The organism is Virgibacillus tibetensis (assembly GCF_036026595.1).
GTDB lineage: Bacteria > Bacillota > Bacilli > Bacillales > Amphibacillaceae > Virgibacillus_P > Virgibacillus_P tibetensis.
This window is the reverse complement of record NZ_JARZFX010000013.1, coordinates 13,798-32,438: the sequence shown is the minus strand read 5'-3', so window position 1 is coordinate 32,438 and position 18,641 is coordinate 13,798. Positions and strand designations below refer to the sequence as shown.

Annotated in this window: 17 protein-coding genes; 14 read left to right on the top strand and 3 right to left on the bottom strand. The window is 38.2% G+C overall.

The annotated features are described in order from the left end of the window. Positions 1-121 precede the first annotated feature (121 nt). The 6 genes from QGM71_RS17720 (at position 122) to eno (ending at position 7,266) form a co-directional block, all read left to right on the top strand. A complete protein-coding gene (locus QGM71_RS17720) occupies positions 122-1,150 on the top strand; it encodes a sugar-binding transcriptional regulator (protein WP_327608900.1) in 1,029 nt (342 codons plus the stop codon). A 45-nt stretch (positions 1,151-1,195) separates the two neighbouring features. After that, entirely contained in the window at positions 1,196-2,206 is a 1,011-nt protein-coding gene (gene gap / locus QGM71_RS17715; protein ID WP_327608899.1) for a type I glyceraldehyde-3-phosphate dehydrogenase, read from the top strand. A gap of 194 nt (positions 2,207-2,400) precedes the next feature. Beyond that, a complete protein-coding gene (locus tag QGM71_RS17710; RefSeq protein ID WP_327608898.1) occupies positions 2,401-3,585 on the top strand; it encodes a phosphoglycerate kinase in 1,185 nt (394 codons plus the stop codon). A 36-nt stretch (positions 3,586-3,621) separates the two neighbouring features. Further along, positions 3,622-4,380 (top strand): triose-phosphate isomerase, encoded by a 759-nt coding sequence (gene tpiA, locus QGM71_RS17705; RefSeq protein WP_327608897.1) that lies wholly within the window; start codon positions 3,622-3,624, stop codon positions 4,378-4,380. Further along, on the top strand, positions 4,377-5,915 hold the full coding sequence (gpmI, locus tag QGM71_RS17700; protein ID WP_327608896.1) for a 2,3-bisphosphoglycerate-independent phosphoglycerate mutase: 1,539 nt from the start codon (positions 4,377-4,379) through the stop codon (positions 5,913-5,915). Before tpiA ends, gpmI begins: the two co-directional genes overlap by 4 nt. Positions 5,916-5,979: 64 nt before the next feature. Further along, positions 5,980-7,266 carry a phosphopyruvate hydratase gene (eno, locus tag QGM71_RS17695; RefSeq protein WP_327608895.1) on the top strand — a complete coding sequence of 429 codons (1,287 nt, stop codon included), beginning with the start codon at positions 5,980-5,982 and terminating at the stop codon, positions 7,264-7,266. Positions 7,267-7,314: 48 nt separating this feature from the next. Here the strand turns inward: eno and QGM71_RS17690 are convergent, their stop codons facing one another. After that, positions 7,315-7,476 carry a hypothetical protein gene (locus tag QGM71_RS17690; protein ID WP_327608894.1) on the bottom strand — a complete coding sequence of 54 codons (162 nt, stop codon included), beginning with the start codon at positions 7,474-7,476 and terminating at the stop codon, positions 7,315-7,317. Between the two features lie 129 nt (positions 7,477-7,605). Between QGM71_RS17690 and QGM71_RS17685 the strand changes: the two genes are divergently transcribed. Both QGM71_RS17685 and QGM71_RS17680 read left to right on the top strand, forming a co-directional pair. Beyond that, complete coding sequence (locus QGM71_RS17685; RefSeq protein ID WP_327608893.1) at positions 7,606-8,574, top strand: nucleoside hydrolase; 969 nt, start codon at positions 7,606-7,608, stop codon at positions 8,572-8,574. A gap of 106 nt (positions 8,575-8,680) precedes the next feature. Continuing rightward, positions 8,681-9,259 carry a nitroreductase family protein gene (locus tag QGM71_RS17680; RefSeq protein ID WP_327608947.1) on the top strand — a complete coding sequence of 193 codons (579 nt, stop codon included), beginning with the start codon at positions 8,681-8,683 and terminating at the stop codon, positions 9,257-9,259. 106 nt (positions 9,260-9,365) lie between these two features. On the opposite strand, the gene ptsP is transcribed toward QGM71_RS17680, so the two are convergent. After that, entirely contained in the window at positions 9,366-11,078 is a 1,713-nt protein-coding gene (ptsP, locus tag QGM71_RS17675) for a phosphoenolpyruvate--protein phosphotransferase (RefSeq protein WP_327608892.1), read from the bottom strand. 99 nt (positions 11,079-11,177) lie between these two features. Next, a complete protein-coding gene (locus QGM71_RS17670) occupies positions 11,178-12,089 on the bottom strand; it encodes an alpha/beta hydrolase (protein ID WP_327608891.1) in 912 nt (303 codons plus the stop codon). A 199-nt stretch (positions 12,090-12,288) separates the two neighbouring features. Between QGM71_RS17670 and secG the strand changes: the two genes are divergently transcribed. From secG to QGM71_RS17640, 6 genes are all read left to right on the top strand, one after another. Next, a complete protein-coding gene (secG, locus tag QGM71_RS17665) occupies positions 12,289-12,519 on the top strand; it encodes a preprotein translocase subunit SecG (RefSeq protein WP_327608890.1) in 231 nt (76 codons plus the stop codon). Between the two features lie 194 nt (positions 12,520-12,713). Further along, positions 12,714-13,460 carry an alpha/beta hydrolase gene (locus tag QGM71_RS17660; protein ID WP_327608889.1) on the top strand — a complete coding sequence of 249 codons (747 nt, stop codon included), beginning with the start codon at positions 12,714-12,716 and terminating at the stop codon, positions 13,458-13,460. A gap of 49 nt (positions 13,461-13,509) precedes the next feature. Next, positions 13,510-15,675, top strand: coding sequence for a ribonuclease R (gene rnr / locus QGM71_RS17655; protein WP_327608888.1), 2,166 nt, complete (start codon positions 13,510-13,512; stop codon positions 15,673-15,675). Positions 15,676-15,989: 314 nt separating this feature from the next. Further along, complete coding sequence (locus QGM71_RS17650) at positions 15,990-16,733, top strand: metal ABC transporter ATP-binding protein (RefSeq protein WP_327608887.1); 744 nt, start codon at positions 15,990-15,992, stop codon at positions 16,731-16,733. Then, on the top strand, positions 16,730-17,587 hold the full coding sequence (locus tag QGM71_RS17645) for a metal ABC transporter permease (RefSeq protein WP_327608886.1): 858 nt from the start codon (positions 16,730-16,732) through the stop codon (positions 17,585-17,587). The genes QGM71_RS17650 and QGM71_RS17645 overlap by 4 nt, the downstream gene beginning before the upstream one ends. A gap of 39 nt (positions 17,588-17,626) precedes the next feature. Continuing rightward, positions 17,627-18,562 carry a metal ABC transporter substrate-binding protein gene (locus tag QGM71_RS17640; RefSeq protein WP_327608885.1) on the top strand — a complete coding sequence of 312 codons (936 nt, stop codon included), beginning with the start codon at positions 17,627-17,629 and terminating at the stop codon, positions 18,560-18,562. Positions 18,563-18,641: the final 79 nt, after the last annotated feature.

Sequence of the window (18,641 nt, the reverse complement as noted above, 5' to 3'; positions counted from 1 at the left end):
TTGAATAATTTATCCCGCATGTTATAATTAAATCATACGTAGGGATAAATTTTTTTGTTACAACTGGGACACAATATAACTACCCGGGACCTTAAGTGCCCAGAATTGAAGGTGTCTTTTCATGAGAGATCTAATTGATCTACAAAAGAAGCTAATACCCGATCTGCTAGATGTAATACAGCAAAGGTATTCTGTGTTACACAGTGTCGAACTCTTTCAACCAATTGGAAGAAGGGGACTTGCAGAGAATACAAACCTGACAGAGCGAAGTATACGAAGCGAGGTCGATTTCCTGCAGAAGCAGGGGCTTACCCAAGTAACAACAAAAGGAATGTATATTACAAAAGAGGGTAAATTAGTATTAGATCAGCTTGCTGTATTTATGAGTGAAATAATGGGGTTAAGTGTTTTAGAAAAGCAAATTAAGGAAAAATTAAATGTAGAGAATGTTATTATTATCCCTGGTAATAGTGATGAGTATGAATGGATAAAACAGGAAATGGGAAAGGCGTGTATCGCTTATCTTCGGACTGTTTTAGGAGAAAGAAGTACAATCGCTGTAACAGGTGGCTCGACAATGGCGGCAGTAGCCGATGTGATGACAACTCTGAATCAGAAAAACGACTACATCTTTGTTCCTGCTCGGGGTGGAATAGGAGAGAAAGTAGAGAATCAGGCGAATACGATCGTTGCGGAAATGGCAAGAAAGGCAAAAGGCGAATATCGTTTATTGTATGTGCCTGACCCGCTCAGTGAATCTGCTTACGAATCTATTGTTACAGAGCCATCTATAAATGAGACGTTGCAGCAAATTAAAGGTTCGAGTATCGTCCTTCATGGTATCGGGGACGCATTGACTATGGCTGAACGAAGAAAAACCCCAGATTCAATTGCAGTTAAGCTTAAGACAAATAAAGCTATAAGTGAAGCATTTGGATATTACTTTGATGCTTCGGGAAATGTAGTACACAAAGTGAGAACAGTCGGGATTCAGTTGGAAGATCTAAGTAATATTGATTATGTTATTACAATTGCCGGAGGAAAATCTAAGGGACAAGCAATTGCATCCTATTTCCAACAAGGTAAAAGTGATCTTCTAATTACGGATGAAGCGGCTGCAAAACAGATTTTAAGGGGAACTCCTCTTTAAATATATATTAGTAAAAATTCAATTTAAATCTTAGGAGGAATATACATGGCAGTAGTAAAAGTAGGTATAAATGGTTTCGGAAGAATAGGACGTAATGTGTTTCGTCAGGCTCTAAATAATAATGATGTGGAAATAGTGGCAGTTAACGACTTAACAGATGCTAATATGTTAGCACACTTGCTAAAGTATGATTCTGTTCATGGCAAATTAGAAGAAGAAATATCTGTAAATGGTTCTTCTATTGTTGTCGGAGGAAAAGAAATTAAAGTTTTATCTGAACGCGATCCAGCAAACCTGGGCTGGGGAGACCTTGGAGTGGAGGTTGTTATTGAATCTACTGGTCGTTTTACGAATGGTGAGGATGCACAGAAGCATATTGATGCTGGAGCTAAAAAAGTAATCATTTCAGCGCCTGGTACAAATGATGATTTAACTATGGTTATGGGTGTTAATGATGATCAGTACGATTCAAGTAAACACCATATTATTTCCAATGCATCATGTACAACAAACTGTCTTGCGCCATATGCAAAAGTGCTTCATGATAAATTCGGTCTAAAACGTGGCCTAATGACAACTATTCACTCGTATACAAATGATCAGCAAATTCTTGACCTGCCTCACAAAGACTATCGTCGCGCTCGTGCTGCAGCAGAGAATATTATCCCGACAACAACTGGAGCCGCAAAAGCTGTTTCAAAAGTATTGCCTGAATTAGATGGTAAATTAAATGGTATGGCTGTACGTGTACCTACACCTGACGGCTCACTTGTAGACCTGGTTGCTGAATTGGATCAGAATGTAACAGCTGAGGATGTAAACCAAGCATTAAAAGAAGCAGCAGAGGGTGATTTGAAAGGTATCTTAGAGTACAGTGAAGAACCATTAGTATCAACTGATATCATTGGAAACCCACATTCTTCCATCATAGATGGCTTGTCTACTATGGTACTTGAAGACAACATGGTGAAAGTAATCTCTTGGTATGATAATGAAATGGGATATTCAGCGCGTTGTGTAGACTTAGCAGCATTTCTTAAAGAAAAAGGACTATAAGAAAAAGATTCGGAGGAGGAGAGCAATCCTCCTCCGTTTAATTTTTGCTGCGTCATCATCCTGTGAATAGGCATCATGCATCGCTAAACAGGCGCTTTAGCTTTTCATGCGATATAATGATTAATAGAGTTATAATAAGGGAAAACCTAATATGGTACATGAATTACATAAGTTGAAAATTGGGAGGTTGACTAATGAATAAGAAAACACTTCAGGACCTTGATGTAAAAGGTAAAAAAGTCTTTTGTCGTGTAGATTTTAATGTTCCCATGGAAAATGGCGAAATAACAGATGATACACGTATTAAAGCAGCACTACCAACAATTAAGTACTTGACAGAGCATGGGGCAATTGTAATTTTAGCAAGTCATTTTGGTCGACCAAAAGGACAAGTAGTAGAGGATTTGAGATTAGACCCTATTGCAAAGAGATTAAGTGATGTTATTGGTAAAGACATCTTGAAAACAGATGAAGTATACGGAGCGGAAGTAAATGAAGCAATTTCCCAATTAAGTGATGGAGATATTCTTCTTCTGGAAAATGTTCGCTTTGAAGAGGGAGAAGAAAAAAACAAGCCTGAATTAGCGCAAGCGTTTGCTGACATGGCAGATTTTTATGTAAATGATGCTTTTGGAGCAGCCCATCGCGCACACGCATCTACTGTAGGAGTAGCCGAAAAGCTGCCTGCTGTTGCTGGGTATTTAATGGAAAAAGAAATTGATGTACTTGGGAAAGCATTGGAAAATCCAGAGCGCCCATTTACAGCAATAATCGGTGGTGCGAAGGTAAAGGATAAAATAAATGTTATTGATAACCTGCTTGATAAAGTGGATAACCTAATTATTGGTGGCGGTCTTGCTTATACTTTTATAAAAGCACAAGGTTATGAGATTGGAAAATCATTACTCGAAGAGGATAAACTTGATTTAGCTAGAGAGTTTATGAAAAAAGCTGAAGAAAAAGGTGTGAACTTCGTGCTTCCTGAGGATGTTGTGGTTGCAGACGACTTTTCGGAAACCGCAAACACAAAGATCGTTACGGTGGATCAAATCCCTGCTGATTGGGAGGCATTGGATATTGGACCTAAAACACGTGAATCCTATAGCAGTATTGTAGCAGAATCAAAGTTAATTATATGGAACGGACCTATGGGAGTATTTGAATTGAATCCCTTCGCGGGTGGAACAAAGTCGGTAGCTGAAAGCTTAGCTGATACAGATGGCTATACCATAATTGGCGGTGGTGATTCTGCTGCGGCAGTTGAAAAGTTTGGATTTGCGGTTGAGATGAACCATATATCGACTGGTGGAGGAGCATCTCTAGAATTTATGGAGGGAAAAATCCTTCCAGGTGTACAAGCATTAAACGATAAAGAGTAATAAAATTATTGAAAAAGACTAAGAAGAGGTGAGACGATGCGCAAGAAAGTAATTGCTGGTAACTGGAAAATGAATAAAGTATTAGCTGAGGCAAACCAATTCGTCGAAGAAGCTGCCGAAAAGGTACCTGAAAGTGATAAAGTCGACGCTGTTGTTTGTGCACCATTTCCTTTTTTAACCTCGCTTGTTGAAAAAGCAAAAGGATCACATGTTAAAATTGCTGCACAAAATATGCATTATGAAGATAACGGTGCATTTACAGGCGAAGTAAGTCCGGTAATGCTGAAAGACCTAGGTGTTACACACGTTGTCCTTGGGCATTCAGAACGACGGGAGCTTTTTGCTGAAACAGATGAATTAATAAATAAAAAGGCACACGCAGCTTTAAACCATAAGCTTACGCCAATTGTTTGCGTAGGCGAAACCTTAGCGCAGCGAGACGCAAATGAAACGATGAATCACATTGAAATTCAAGTTAAAAATGCCCTGGCAGGTTTAACCGAAGAACAAGTAGCTAAAACGATTATTGCATATGAACCAATCTGGGCGATTGGAACAGGAAAAACGGCATCTAGTGAGGATGCAAATGAAGTCTGTGCACATATACGTCATGTTGTTAAAACAATTACATCAGAAGTAACAGCTGAAAAGATTGTAATTCAATATGGTGGAAGTGTGAAACCAGCAAATATTGAGGAACTATTAGCACAATCTGATATTGATGGGGCGCTAGTAGGTGGTGCAAGCCTGGAAGCAGAATCCTTTTTACAGCTTGTGGAGGCTGGTACGAAATGAATCAGGAAAAATTAGCAGCACTTATTATTTTAGACGGGTTTGCTATCCGTGAAGAAGAACTTGGAAATGCAGTTAAACTAGCAAAGACTCCAAATCTTGATCGATTTAAAGAGAAATACGCACACACCCAATTGGAGGCAAGTGGTCAAGCTGTAGGGCTGCCGGAAGGCCAAATGGGAAACTCTGAAGTAGGGCACCTTAACATTGGTGCAGGGCGTGTCGTGTACCAAAGCTTAACTCGTGTGAACTTATCCATAAAAGAAGGCGATTTTTTTGAAATTGATGCCTTTTTAAAAACAATTCATCACGCAAAAACACAAGATAAAGACTTGCACATTTTTGGCTTATTATCAGATGGAGGGGTCCATAGCCATATAGAACATTTATTCGCTTTATTAAAATTAGCTAAAGACAGCGGCCTGGAAAATGTCTTTGTACATGCTTTTCTGGATGGGCGCGATGTGGGACCTCAGACGGCTGAAATTTATATTCGTCAAACGGAAGAGAAGATGAGAGAACTAGGGGTTGGTAAGTTCGCAACTATTTCTGGCCGATATTACTCCATGGACCGTGACAAACGTTGGGAACGAGTGAAAAAAGCGTATGACGCAATTGTTCACGGGAAGGGAACAACCTATAATCATCCTCTTGAAGTCGTTGAGGATTCTTACGCTCACGGTATTTATGATGAATTCGTAGTTCCATCTGTAATCGTTGACGAAAATGGTGACCCTGTTGCCAAGGTAGAGGATAATGATTCCATTATTTTCTATAACTTCCGTCCCGACAGAGCAATCCAAATATCCCGAACCTTTACCGATGCAGATTTTCGGGACTTTGATCGAGGGCTTAATATTCCAAAAGACTTGGACTTTGTCATGTTGACGAATTTTAGTGAATCTGTAAAAGGTTTTGTTGCATATGAACCTGTTACCCTTGATAATACAGTTGGTGAGGTGCTTGCGCAAAATGGACTCAAGCAATTACGGATAGCAGAAACAGAAAAATTCCCCCACGTCACTTTTTTTATGAGTGGGGGACGTGAAGATGAGTTGCCCGGTGAAAAAAGGATATTAATAAACTCACCAGATGTCGCAACCTATGATTTAAAGCCTGAAATGAGTGCGTATGAAGTTACCGATGCTTTATTAAATGAACTGGATACCGGTGAACAGAATGCGATAATTTTAAATTTTGCCAACCCTGACATGGTTGGACATTCCGGTAAACTAGAACCAACGATTAAAGCTATAGAGGTTGTTGATGAATGTTTAGGAAGAATAGTCGATAAAATAATAGAACTGGGTGGAAATGCTATTATTACGGCAGATCATGGGAATTCAGATGAAGTAGTTACACTCGAGGGCGATCCTATGACTGCACATACAACAAATCCTGTTCCTGTTATTGTTACCAAAGAAGGCATCGAATTGCGTACTGGAGGAATTTTAGCAGATTTATCACCAACATTGCTGGATTTATTAAACTTAAAAAAGCCTGCAGAAATGACTGGTGAATCACTGATTACTAAGTAACAATTGCCGTTACACATAATTCCATTTAACGATAAAACAAAAAAGTGAAAAAGGAGAGATTTTAATGCCATATATTACAGATGTTTATGCTCGCGAAGTTTTAGATTCACGTGGTAACCCAACAGTAGAGGTAGAAATCTTTACAGAATCAGGTGCCTTTGGTGCAGCCCTAGTACCGAGTGGTGCTTCAACTGGGGAGCACGAAGCGGTTGAATTAAGGGATGGAGATAAACAACGCTACTTAGGTAAAGGTGTGTTAAAAGCGGTACAAAATGTTAATGAAACGATTGCTCCTGAAATTCTGGGAATAGATGTCACCCGTCAAAATATCATTGATACAATTATGGTTGAACTGGATGGTACTGAAAATAAAAGTAATCTTGGTGCCAATGCTATTTTAGGTGTATCTATGGCAGCGGCTCATGCTGCATCAAGTTATCTGGAAGTACCTCTATATAACTATTTAGGTGGTTTTAATGCAAATATACTTCCAACCCCGATGATGAACATTGTAAATGGTGGGGAGCATGCGGATAATAATGTAGATATTCAGGAGTTTATGATTATGCCTGTTGGAGCACCAACATTCCAAGAAGCTTTACGAACAGGTGCAGAGATTTTCCATTCATTAAAAAATGTCCTAAAATCAAAAGGATATAATACTGCAGTTGGAGATGAAGGTGGATTTGCGCCAAATCTTGGTTCTAACGAAGAAGCACTTCAAACAATTGTTGAAGCAATTGAAGCGGCTGGTTATAAGCCAGGCGAAGAGATCATGCTGGCAATGGATGTAGCTGCTTCAGAAATATATGAAGATGGAAAATACAACTTAAAAGGTGAAGGTGTTGTTCGCACTTCCTCAGAGATGGTTGATTGGTATGAAGAGATGGTGAATAAATATCCAATTATTTCTATTGAAGATGGATTGGATGAAAACGATTGGGAAGGCTTCAAGCTTCTGACAGAGCGACTTGGTGATCGTGTTCAATTGGTTGGCGACGATCTGTTTGTTACCAATACAGTAAAACTGAAGCAAGGAATTGAACAAGGTATTGGCAATTCCATCCTAATTAAAGTGAATCAAATTGGAACACTTACTGAAACATTTAAAGCGATTGAAATGGCAAAACGCGCAGGCTATACTGCAGTAATTTCCCATCGCTCAGGTGAAACAGAAGATGCAACAATTGCAGATATTGCTGTTGCTGCAAATGCTGGTCAAATTAAAACAGGTGCACCATCCCGTACAGACCGTGTAGCAAAATACAACCAATTACTTCGCATCGAAGACGAATTGGCTGGTATGGGCGAATATGCAGGTATGAATGCATTTTATAATTTGAAAAAATAAATATAAGCTGAATAAGTTGAAAAGAGGCAGAGAGATCTGTCTCTTTTTTTAGCAGTAAAGAAAGTATAACCATATTTCTTTCTGCATAAGTGCAACTAAGGCATCGCCCAAAGGCTTGGCGAATGCCAAGTTTTCTAATCGTGAATTATGCCCCAACGCTGAATCATCACCCACCATCGCTGAAGTTAAGCGGACTGACCGCTGAATCATCCTCCTCCATCGCTACTAGTCCAACATTCATCCGTAAAGTATCAACTTAGCATCATAAAAAGAATAAGACAACTCCGCAGTATAGTAAGCTATATAATATTGTAAATATTATACAAAGGAGAATACAAAATGGTAGAAAAAGTGTTATTATTTGGTGATATTGGAATTGATGATACGATTGCATTAATTTATGCATACTTAAATGATGAAGTTGATGTAGTAGGGGTTGTGGCTGATTACGGAAATGTAGCTCGGGAGAATGCACTTGCAAATATACATTATGTTAGAGATCTTTTTGGAGAAGAGATAGAACAGGTTAAAATAATTAGTGGAGCCGAAGTACCTATGACAGGTGAACTGCCTGTTTATGTACCTGAGATTCACGGGGAATTTGGTCTTGGTCCAATTATTCCACCTACAGTCTTTCAAAATGAAATTGTGGAAAATTTCCATGAAATTATTAATATTATCGAAACATATCAGGATGAATTAATTATTGTGAACATTGGCAGATTAACGTCTCTTGCTACCCTGTTCATTACATACCGGGAACTAATGAGGCAAGTAAAAGGATATTATATTATGGGCGGTGCTTTTTGGGTAACGGGGAATGTCACAGCTGTCTCAGAGGCTAATTTTCATGGAGATCCTGTGGCTGCACAAGTGGTATTAACCTATGCAGAAAATGTTACAATTATTCCGCTAAATGTAACGGAATATGCGATTGCTACTCCTGAAATGGTGGACTACATTGATAATGTCGGGGATATAGAGATTGTGAAACCATTATTGGATTATTATTATGATTTTTATAAAAGAAGGAATCCCAATATACAAGGAAGTCCACTTCATGATGTGCTAACTTTGATGGCTACGATAAAGGATGATATGTTAACATATCAAAACATACCCGTTGAAATTGTTCAGGCAGATGAAGGAGCAGAAAGAGGGCAGAGTATAGCTGATATCAGGCCGTTTATAAGTGTTGAGCAGCTAGCTGAAGAACAAGTAAGAGAGCATCGAATCGCTTTTGGCCTTGATTATAAAATATTTTATAATGATTTTATGTCAATTATGACAGGGCAGAAGTTTGAATGAATTTATTTAGATTCAGGAGTGATTAATTTTAGTATTATCACTCTTTTAGCAAATCAGGGAAATATGCTAATCTGTTAAGTGTAGTAAATGATGAGGGGGGAGCTTTATCAATATCTTAAACACTATAAGAGAACGCAGGTCTATACATACATTTAAAGATCAAGAAGTGAATACTGAACTGTTAGAAGAAATCTTTACATATGGCTCATACGCTCCAACACATTACATGACAGAGCCATGGAAAATTAAAATCTATCAGGAAGGGGGGAAAACAGCTTTTGTAGATGCAATTTTAGCAAGTTACCAGCGAATTGGAATGCTCAAAATGGATGGAAGTCCTAAGTCGGTAAAAATGAATGATTCTATGAAAAAATTTCTATTGGAGATTCCACATCATGCAGTAATATATTTTGAAAAGAAAGAAGATCTTATTCGGTACGAAGAGGAATATGCTTCCGTATGTGCTTTCATTCAAAATGTACAGTTAGCTGGCTGGGAGCATGGAGTAGGAATGTTGTGGACGATAACCCCATACATGCATGATCCGCAGTTTCTGAAAGACATTGGATTGAACAATGAAAAAGTGAAAATTGCTGCGGTTATGCAACTAGGTTATCCAGATCGTGTCCCAAAAGATAAAGGGCGGTCCCCCATTCAGGACAAGCTCGAGATTATAACTGATTGAGAATACTCCCCTGACCTGAAAGTGACAGGAGAAGCCACAACTCAGGAGACGATATAATCCATAAAAAAGCGGCAGGGCCCTATTTGGGTCCTGCCGCTATTCTTCATTAATCTGTTTTCTTTTTGATAAACTCAACAACTTCATCTGCAGTTCCCATAGATAGTATCTTATCTTTATAAGAAGCAATATCTTTCTTGGAAAGGTCCCGTATCTGTGTACGTGCAGGTAAGATAGAAGTTGCACTCATGCTGAACTCATCAAGTCCAAGGCCGAGCAGTAAGGGGATCGCTATTGGATCTCCAGCCATTTCGCCACACATGCCAACCCACTTACCTTCATTGTGTGCAGCTTCGATGACAGTGTTTACCAAATTGAGTATTGCTGGATGATAAGGCTGGTACAAATAAGAAACACGTTCATTCATACGATCTGCAGCCATGGTATATTGAATTAAGTCATTCGTTCCAATACTGAAGAAGTCGACCTCTTTTGCAAACTGCTTAGCTATGACTGCAGTCGAAGGAATTTCTACCATGATCCCGACTTCGATAGTAGAAGAAACTTTTACACCTTCGCTCAGTAAGCTTTCCTTTTCGTCTACTAAAATAGCTTTAGCTTGACGAAACTCTTCCAGCGTTGCAATCATTGGGTACATAATTTTCAAATTGCCATGAACGCTCGCACGAAGAAGAGCTCGCAGTTGGGGTCTAAAGACATCTTCGTTCTCCAGGCAGAAGCGTATTGCACGGAATCCCAAGAATGGGTTCAGTTCCTTTGGTAAATCTAGATATTCCAATTCCTTGTCCCCACCAATGTCCAATGTACGGACTACAACCGGTTTATCGCCCATTTGCTCGAGAACCGATTTATAGGCATTATACTGTTCATCTTCTGTCGGTAATTGTTTTTTTCCCATATATAAGAATTCAGTTCGATAGAGACCTATACCTTCTCCACCGTTATTTAACACACCACTGACATCCTCAGGAGTTCCGATATTTGCTGCTAACTCAACCTGCTCGCCATCTTTTGAAAAAGTAGGCTCATTCTTTAATTTCGCCCATTCTTCTTGTTGTTCAGCAAACAATTTCTGTTTTCCTATATAAGCTGTCAGCTCTTCTTCGGAAGGATTAATAATAATTGTTCCCTCATTTCCATCAACAATTAAGATATCGTTATGGGAAACTGCCTCCGTAATATTTTTCGTTCCAACGACAGCGGGGATTTCTAGAGATCGTGCCATTATAGCTGAGTGAGAAGTACGTCCACCAATATCCGTTGCGAAACCTTTTACAAATTGGCGGTTCAGTTGTGCTGTATCAGAAGGGGTTAAGTCATCAGCAATTACGATAACCTCTTCGTTAATTAATGCCGGATCCGGAAAAGTGACTCCAAGCAAATGAGCCATTAATCGCTTTGTTACATCTTGAATATCAGCAGCCCGCTCACGCATATATTCATTATCCATCGTTTTAAACATATCGATAAACATAGTAGCTGTTTCATCTAAAGCAACCTCTGCTGCTGCATTATGAGAAGAAATTTTATCTTTAATTGGATTAATTAGTTCTGGGTCACTTAGAACTAGTAAGTGAGCAGAGAAGATTTCTGCGTGCTCATCATCGATTTCCTTCTTCGTATGAGCTCTGATTTGTTCAAGCTCCATTTTAGTAACCTCTAATGCTTTATCCAGCCGATCTATTTCCTCTTGTGGATTATCAATTACATTTTTTTCAAAGCTTAAGTCAGGAGTTTCTAGTTGGTATACCTTCGCAATTGCGATACCCGGCGATGCTGCAATTCCTTGAATGTTTTTCATGTTTGATTTTCCAACCCTTCTTTAAATCTACACTTTACTACTCTATTTTAAACTGTTCTATTAGTGGATTCAAGCAATCACGTCCTATAAAACATATTATTATATTTGACGCTCCATCCAATCATGAATAGCCCGATAAACTTCCTCTTTATTTAATTCATGCAATAACTCATGTCTGCCTTCTGTAAATAGCATAGTAGTCACTTTCTCAAGGCCTGCTTTCTCATATAAATGGGCAGTTTTCCAGATGCCTTTTGCATAATCACCAACAGGGTCGGCATCTCCGCTTAGTAACAGGAGAGGGAGATTTTTTCGAATATCTTTATTTAATTTGTCATCTTGGATGATTCCTAGTCCACTCATTAAATCATAGAAAAAACGGGCAGTAGGAATGAATCCGGTCTGAGGATCATCATTATATTTTTGTACGGCTTTTTCCTCGCGGGATAACCAGTCAAATCCCGTGTTTTTATGCTTTATTTTTTTATTATAGTTACCAAAAGCTAAAGAATTCATTAGTTTAGATTCTTCTTTTGGTGGCAGCATCCCTGCTAAATACTTGCCAGCTTTGGTTTTTAATAGTGGGAAGTATCCAGTTCCAGAGAGGATTGCGCCATTTATCAACTCACTATATTGTTGTATATAACTTCTTGCTAAAAATGAGCCCATACTGTGACCTATAAGAAATATCGGGGTGGAAGGGTGGTCCTGTTTGATGCGCTTTGTAATAACATGTAAATCATTTGTCGTTTTGGCGAAACCGTTATCTTGAGAAAAATAGCCTAATAATCCTTGTTGTTCTCCGGTTTTACCATGACCGCGATGGTCATTTCCATATACAAAAATGTCTTGTTTAACGAGGTAATTGGCAAACTCTCCATAACGTTGAATATGCTCTGCCATTCCATGGGATAATTGAACGACTGCTTTTGGTTTATCTATTGAGGAATACCATTTTTTTATATAAACTTCGACATCGTCTTCCACTTTTAACCAAAAGGTACTTTCCAATATATCATCTCATTTCTTAAAAATATTGTCTTCCTATCTATATAATAAAATTAATTGGATGAAACGTCCAATTAATTACGAAATATCTTGCTATGTAAAACGATTTTATGCTAAAGTAATGAATAGGTATTTGTGTTGTTTGGCTAAGCGTCTGAATTAGGTGCTTACGCTTTTCAAGTTCAGGAGGTGTCATGGTGACATGGCTATAGTAAACGTATTATTAGTAATCAATGCAATTATTATGATTGTTCTCGTGCTTCTGCAATCAGGTAAAAGTGAAGGTCTGTCTGGAGCGATTTCCGGTGGAGCAGAACAACTATTCGGTAAACAAAAAGCAAGAGGCTTAGATTTAATCCTTCACCGTGGAACAATTGTTACAGGAGCTTTGTTTTTTGTGTTAGCTTTTCTAAGTGCATATGTTTTCCAATAGAAAAGAACCCTTATCACAATTAGTGTTAAGGGTTTTTAATTTTTGCGAAGTGGGTAAGAGTATACCTTAAATAGAGGTTTAGCAATTTAAGGCATGGTTTACACCTATTTCGTATTAACGGTAACATGAATGTTGTACAATTATACATAAAGGGTAAAGTAATAATAAGGAAAGATAAAGGAGATGCAGCTTATATGAAAGTAAAACAACCTCAACCTTTTACGTTTGAAGCAGGACCACGTGCGGTATTATTATTACATGGGTTTACAGGTCATTCTGCAGATGTTCGAATGCTTGGAAGATCTTTGGAGAAAAAAGGATATACGAGTCATGCGCCAATATACCGCGGGCATGGTGTGCCACCGGAAGAATTGCTTCAGTCAAATCCAAATCAATGGTGGGAGGATGTTCAAAAAGGGTATCAGCATTTAATAGATCTCGGCTATGAAGAAGTCGCAGTGGCTGGTCTATCACTTGGTGGTGTATTAGGGTTGAAACTTGCCTATACTGAGAAAGTAAAAGCAATTATTACAATGTGTGCACCGATGTTTTTTGATAATGAAACCCAGTTGACAAAGGGGTTTAAATTTTTTTCAAAAGAATATAAGCAATTAGAAGGAAAAGATGAAGCAACCATTAAAGATGAATTAGACAAACTCATGAAAGAGTCTACCGATGTCTTTAAGCAGCTAGGTTCATTTATTACGAGTGTAAAGAAAGAAATCGATACAATTTACACTCCAACTATGGTTGTGCAGGCGCGCAAGGATGAGATGATTAATACAGAAAGTGCTGATTACATTTATACGAATGTAGAAGCGGAAAAGAAAACAATTAAATGGTATGAGAAATCAGGGCATGTTATTACGGTGGATAAGGAAAAAGAGCAGTTGTTTGAAGATATTTATCAATTCTTAGAAACATTAGAATGGAAAGAATGATTATATTTAGGGAAAAATGTTAACAATAACTAGGAAAGAAGGTGAGCGAATGAAAGACAGAATACGCAATTATTTTAAAGAAAATGGAAAAAAGCCATTATCAGTTGAAGAACTTGAGGAAGTCTTGGATATAGACGATGCATTAGAATTCAAAGAGCTAGTAAAAGCTCTGAATGAGTTAGAGGATGAGGGAGAATTAGTCCGTACACGGAAGAATAGATTTGGTTTACCTGAAAAAATGAACCTTGTTCGCGGAAGAATACAAATGCATGCAAAAGGATTTGCATTTTTAATCCCAGATGATGAAGATCAAAAGGATGTGTATATACATCATTCTGATCTTGCTTCAGCAATGAACAAGGATAGAGTCCTCGTCCGTTTAGAGAAGAAGGATGCTGACGGAAATAGGCCAGAAGGAACCGTTATCCGTATCTTAGAAAGAGCAACAATGCAAGTAGTGGGCACATTTGAAAATAATCGTTCATTTGGTTTTGTGATCGCAGATGATAAACGAATTCCAAATGACATATTCATTCCTAAAAGCATGACAAATGGTGCAGTAAGTGGGCATAAAGTTATTGCTCACATAACAAAATATCCGGAACCTGGTAAGAGTGCTGAAGGAGAAATTATTCATATACTAGGACATAAAAATGACCCAGGAATTGATATAATTTCAATTATTCACAAGCATGGAATACAAATAGACTTTCCAGATGAGGTCCTGGACCAGGCTGCTAATACCCCAGAGACCATTTCGAAAGAAGAATTAGAGGAACGCCGGGATTTACGTGATGAAATCATTGTCACAATTGACGGAGCAGATGCAAAAGATCTGGATGATGCAGTAACAGTAAAGAAGCTGGACAATGGAAACTATAAGCTTGGGGTTTATATTGCTGATGTGAGTTATTATGCGGAAGAAGGCTCGCCGATAGATAAAGAGGCTTTTGAACGTGGGACAAGCGTATATTTGGTTGATCGGGTAATTCCAATGATTCCACACCGCCTATCAAATGGCATATGTTCCTTAAACCCTAATGTTGACAGATTAACATTAGGTTGTGAGATGGAAATCACATCCTCAGGACAGGTTGTAAATCATGAAATCTTTCAAAGTGTTATCAAAACTACCGAACGAATGACTTATCATGACGTAAATAAGATTCTGGCTGATAAAGATGAGACACTAAGAGACAAGTATAGCTCCTTGGTGCCTATGTTTGAACAAATGGAAAAGTTGGCTTCTATTTTACGTACGAAGCGCATGGGGCGAGGTGCAATAGACTTTGATTTTAAAGAAGCACAAGTTCTGGTTGATGACAGTGGTAAGCCAACAGATGTCGTCTTGCGTGAACGTTCCATAGCTGAAAGGTTAATTGAAGAGTTTATGCTTGCAGCTAATGAAACTATTGCAGAGCATTTCCATTGGATGGATGTTCCGTTTATCCATCGTATCCATGAAGACCCAGACCATGGGAAGCTGGAGAGCTTTTTCGAATTCCTGGCAGGACTGGGTTATGCAGTTAAAGGTACTGCCAATGAAATTCATCCTCAAACATTACAAAAAGTTATAGAGGAAGTACAAGGCAAGCCGGAAGAAATGATTGTCTCTAAGTTAATGCTTCGTTCAATGAAGCAGGCAAAATATGACCCTCAAAGTGTGGGACATTTTGGCCTTGCAACTGAATTTTATACACATTTTACATCACCTATACGTCGTTACCCTGATCTAATAGTCCATCGTTTAATCCGAACTTACTTGATAGATAAGAAGCTGGATAAAAAAACGACTGATCAGTGGAAAGATAGAATGCCGGAAATTGCCCGTCATACTTCCGATAAGGAACGTACTGCTGTAGATGCGGAACGTGAAACGGATGATCTGAAAAAAGCAGAATTTATGCAGGATAAAATTGGTGAATCGTATACTGGTGTGATAAGCTCGGTAACAAACTTTGGTCTTTTTGTAGAATTAGAAAACACAATAGAAGGTCTCGTACACGTCAGCTATTTAACAGATGATTATTATCATTACGATCAACGAAGTCACGCCATGATAGGTGAGCGAACTGCTAATGTTTACCGGATTGGTGATGAGGTACAAGTTAAAGTAGTAAGTGTGAACACAGATGAACGAGCTGTGGATTTTGAAATGGTTCGTACGGAGAAACCAAAGAAAAAGAAGAAAAGAAAAAAAGGATCGAATAAATAAACTACTTGATAAACAGTAAAGGTTTCGCTGATCAGTTCAGAACTGGTCAGTTTTTTTGTGGGTTCAATTATGTAAGTACCTGTTTTGAGTGCCGGCTTATTCTATAACAGTTTTTTAGTAAAAGAGTCATCATTTAGTCGTTCATTGCATATAATCTGACTATATTAGTTTTGCCCTCAGTCAACTTTATTGTTGACAGTGAATTATTTGTTGCTTATACTAAACATTAGCTAACAGACAATTAATTGGACGGAGAAAAATAAAATAAGGTAACTAATAGTAAGTTTATAAAAAAACAGGAAGAAGGGATGACTATGAGTAATTCGATAGCTGTAGAGAATTTAAATGTGTCCTACTATGGAAAAGATGCTGTGAAGGATGTCACCTTCTCCATTCAGCCTGGTAGTCTAGTAGGAATAATAGGACCTAACGGTGCGGGGAAATCAACATTGCTTAAAGCAGTACTAGGGTTGATACCAAAGGATAAAGGGCACATTGAAATCTTAAATAAAAGCATGCAACACGTGAAAAAGGATATTGCTTACGTTCCCCAAAGGAATAATATTGATTGGGATTTTCCTATTTCCGTGCTGGACACAGTATTAATTGGAAGATATCCAAGGTTAGGTGTGTTTCGAAAACCAAAAAAAGAAGATAAAGAAATTGCTTTAGATTGTCTTGAGAAGGTTGATATGCTTGAATTTAAAGATAAGCAAATAGGAGAATTATCAGGAGGTCAGCAGCAACGTGTGTTTCTGGCACGGGCATTAGCACAAGATGCAGAAGTGTTTTTTCTTGATGAGCCATTTGTAGGTATTGATATAAGCAGTGAAGAAACAATTATTACTATTTTAAAGGAACTGCGTGATCAAGGAAAAACCATTTTAGTTGTTCATCATGATCTAAGTAAAGCAAAAGATTATTTTCAGCAATTAATATTGATAAATCAGGTTCTAATTGAGTTCGGAAATGTAGATGTGGTGATGCACCCTGAAACGATTGCTCGTGCATATCAAGGAGAACTTTCCTTCCTGAAAGAATTGCTGGTGCAATCATGAATTTTATAGAAGCGCTCATGCATTACGAATTTTTACAAAAAGCACTTACCACATCAATCATGGTTGGTATTATTTGTGGGGTAATTGGATGTTTTATTGTCTTAAGAGGAATGGCTCTAATGGGTGATGCTATATCCCATGCAGTTTTACCAGGTGTTGCAGTCTCGTATTTTCTAGGGATAAACTTTTTCTTTGGTGCTGTTTTTACAGGTGTCCTAACAGCTATTGGTATTGGATATATCTCACAAAATAGCCGAATAAAGAACGACTCTTCTATAGGTATTATGTTCACAGCAGCATTTGCACTTGGAATTATCTTAATCACCCTGTTGAAAAGCAGTACGGATTTATACCATATTTTATTTGGAAATGTATTGGCGGTGCGGTCATCTGATATGATAATGACTCTAATTATTGGAGTTATCGTGCTCGCTTGCGTTTACTTCTTTTATAAGGAGTTGTTAGTAACATCCTTCGACCCTACGATGGCACAGGCCTATGGTTTACCCAATAAGCTAATTCATTATTTCCTGATGACCTTATTAACTATGGTAACTGTAGCTTCTTTACAAACTGTAGGAATTATTCTAGTAGTAGCAATGTTAATTACGCCAGCATCTACCGCTTATTTACTTACAAATCGTCTATATACCATGATATTTCTCTCAGCAGGTTTCGGAAGTCTTTCAGCAGTACTGGGACTCTATGTAAGTTTTAAAGCTAACCTGGCATCAGGAGCTACAATTGTTTTAGCTGCCACAGCATTATTCCTGATAGCGTTTATATTCTCACCAAAGCACGGAGTGTTATGGAAGATAATCCGCTCACGATTAAAGCGTGCTTCGTATTTATAGATCAGTAAATTAAAACATTCTAAAATGGAGGATTGTTATATGAAAATGAGATTTAGTGTATTATTTTTTATTGTAGCTATACTGATTGCAGGGTGTACAGATGAAATTTCTGACAGCGACACATCTATTGAGGAAGATCAGCTTACTGTAGTAGCTACTTACTCTGTAATCTATGATATTGTCAAAAACGTTGGTGGCGATTTGATAGAAGTTCATAGTTTGGCGCCCATTGGATCAGATCCGCACGCCTATGAGCCCTTACCGGCAGACGTCCAATTAGTAACAGACGCTGACATGGTATTCTATAATGGCTTCAACTTGGAAAGCGGAAATGGCTGGTTTGATAAGATGATAGAAACTGCCGGAAAAAGTGAAGGTGAATCGAATGTTGTGCAACTGAGTGAAGGGGTTACACCAGAGTTGCTCCAATCCGGTGGTCAGCAGGGTGAAGAAGATCCACATGCATGGTTGGATGTACAGAACGGAATTAAATATACTGAAAAAGCAAGAGATGCTTTAATGGAATCAGATCCCGAAAATGAATTGGCGTACAAAGAAAATGCTGAAAAATACATTCAGGAACTAAAAGATTTAGATGAAGAAATTAAACAGAAAGTCTCAGAAATACCAGAAGAAAAACGCTTTTTGGTTACGAGTGAGGGGGCGTTTAAATACTTCTCATCCGCCTATGGTTTCCAGGCAGCATATATCTGGGAGATTAATGATGAAAATGAAGGAACACCACAGCAGATTCAATCGGTCGTTGATTTAATAAATGAAAAAGCTGTTACTGCTCTTTTTTTAGAATCAAGTGTTGATCCCCGAAGTATGGAGACAGTTTCAAATGAAACTGATGTAGACATTGCTGGTAAGATCTTTACTGATTCATTGGGTGAGCCGGGTGAAGAAGGGGATACTTATATAAAAATGATAAAGTGGAATGTAGATACTATAATTGATGGATTATCGGATTAAAAAAATCTAGAGGCAGTTGCCTTGCTTATTTTAGCAGCACTGCCTTTTTTAGATTGTGTTATCAGAACTATGATTTTTT

Bases quoted from the DNA above. Each gene is read 5' to 3' on its own strand.
- ptsP (WP_327608892.1), bottom strand. From the start codon at position 11,078: ATGAAAAACATTCAAGGAATTGCAGCATCGCCGGGTATCGCAATTGCG.
- gpmI (WP_327608896.1), top strand. From the start codon at position 4,377: ATGAATCAGGAAAAATTAGCAGCACTTATTATTTTAGACGGGTTTGCT.
- QGM71_RS17710 (WP_327608898.1), top strand. From the start codon at position 2,401: ATGAATAAGAAAACACTTCAGGACCTTGATGTAAAAGGTAAAAAAGTC.
- tpiA (WP_327608897.1), top strand. From the start codon at position 3,622: ATGCGCAAGAAAGTAATTGCTGGTAACTGGAAAATGAATAAAGTATTA.
- rnr (WP_327608888.1), top strand. From the start codon at position 13,510: ATGAAAGACAGAATACGCAATTATTTTAAAGAAAATGGAAAAAAGCCA.
- QGM71_RS17685 (WP_327608893.1), top strand. From the start codon at position 7,606: ATGGTAGAAAAAGTGTTATTATTTGGTGATATTGGAATTGATGATACG.
- QGM71_RS17640 (WP_327608885.1), top strand. From the start codon at position 17,627: ATGAAAATGAGATTTAGTGTATTATTTTTTATTGTAGCTATACTGATT.
- QGM71_RS17650 (WP_327608887.1), top strand. From the start codon at position 15,990: ATGAGTAATTCGATAGCTGTAGAGAATTTAAATGTGTCCTACTATGGA.
- QGM71_RS17645 (WP_327608886.1), top strand. From the start codon at position 16,730: ATGAATTTTATAGAAGCGCTCATGCATTACGAATTTTTACAAAAAGCA.
- QGM71_RS17660 (WP_327608889.1), top strand. From the start codon at position 12,714: ATGAAAGTAAAACAACCTCAACCTTTTACGTTTGAAGCAGGACCACGT.
- QGM71_RS17690 (WP_327608894.1), bottom strand. From the start codon at position 7,476: ATGATTCAGCGGTCAGTCCGCTTAACTTCAGCGATGGTGGGTGATGAT.
- secG (WP_327608890.1), top strand. From the start codon at position 12,289: ATGGCTATAGTAAACGTATTATTAGTAATCAATGCAATTATTATGATT.
- gap (WP_327608899.1), top strand. From the start codon at position 1,196: ATGGCAGTAGTAAAAGTAGGTATAAATGGTTTCGGAAGAATAGGACGT.
- eno (WP_327608895.1), top strand. From the start codon at position 5,980: ATGCCATATATTACAGATGTTTATGCTCGCGAAGTTTTAGATTCACGT.
- QGM71_RS17720 (WP_327608900.1), top strand. From the start codon at position 122: ATGAGAGATCTAATTGATCTACAAAAGAAGCTAATACCCGATCTGCTA.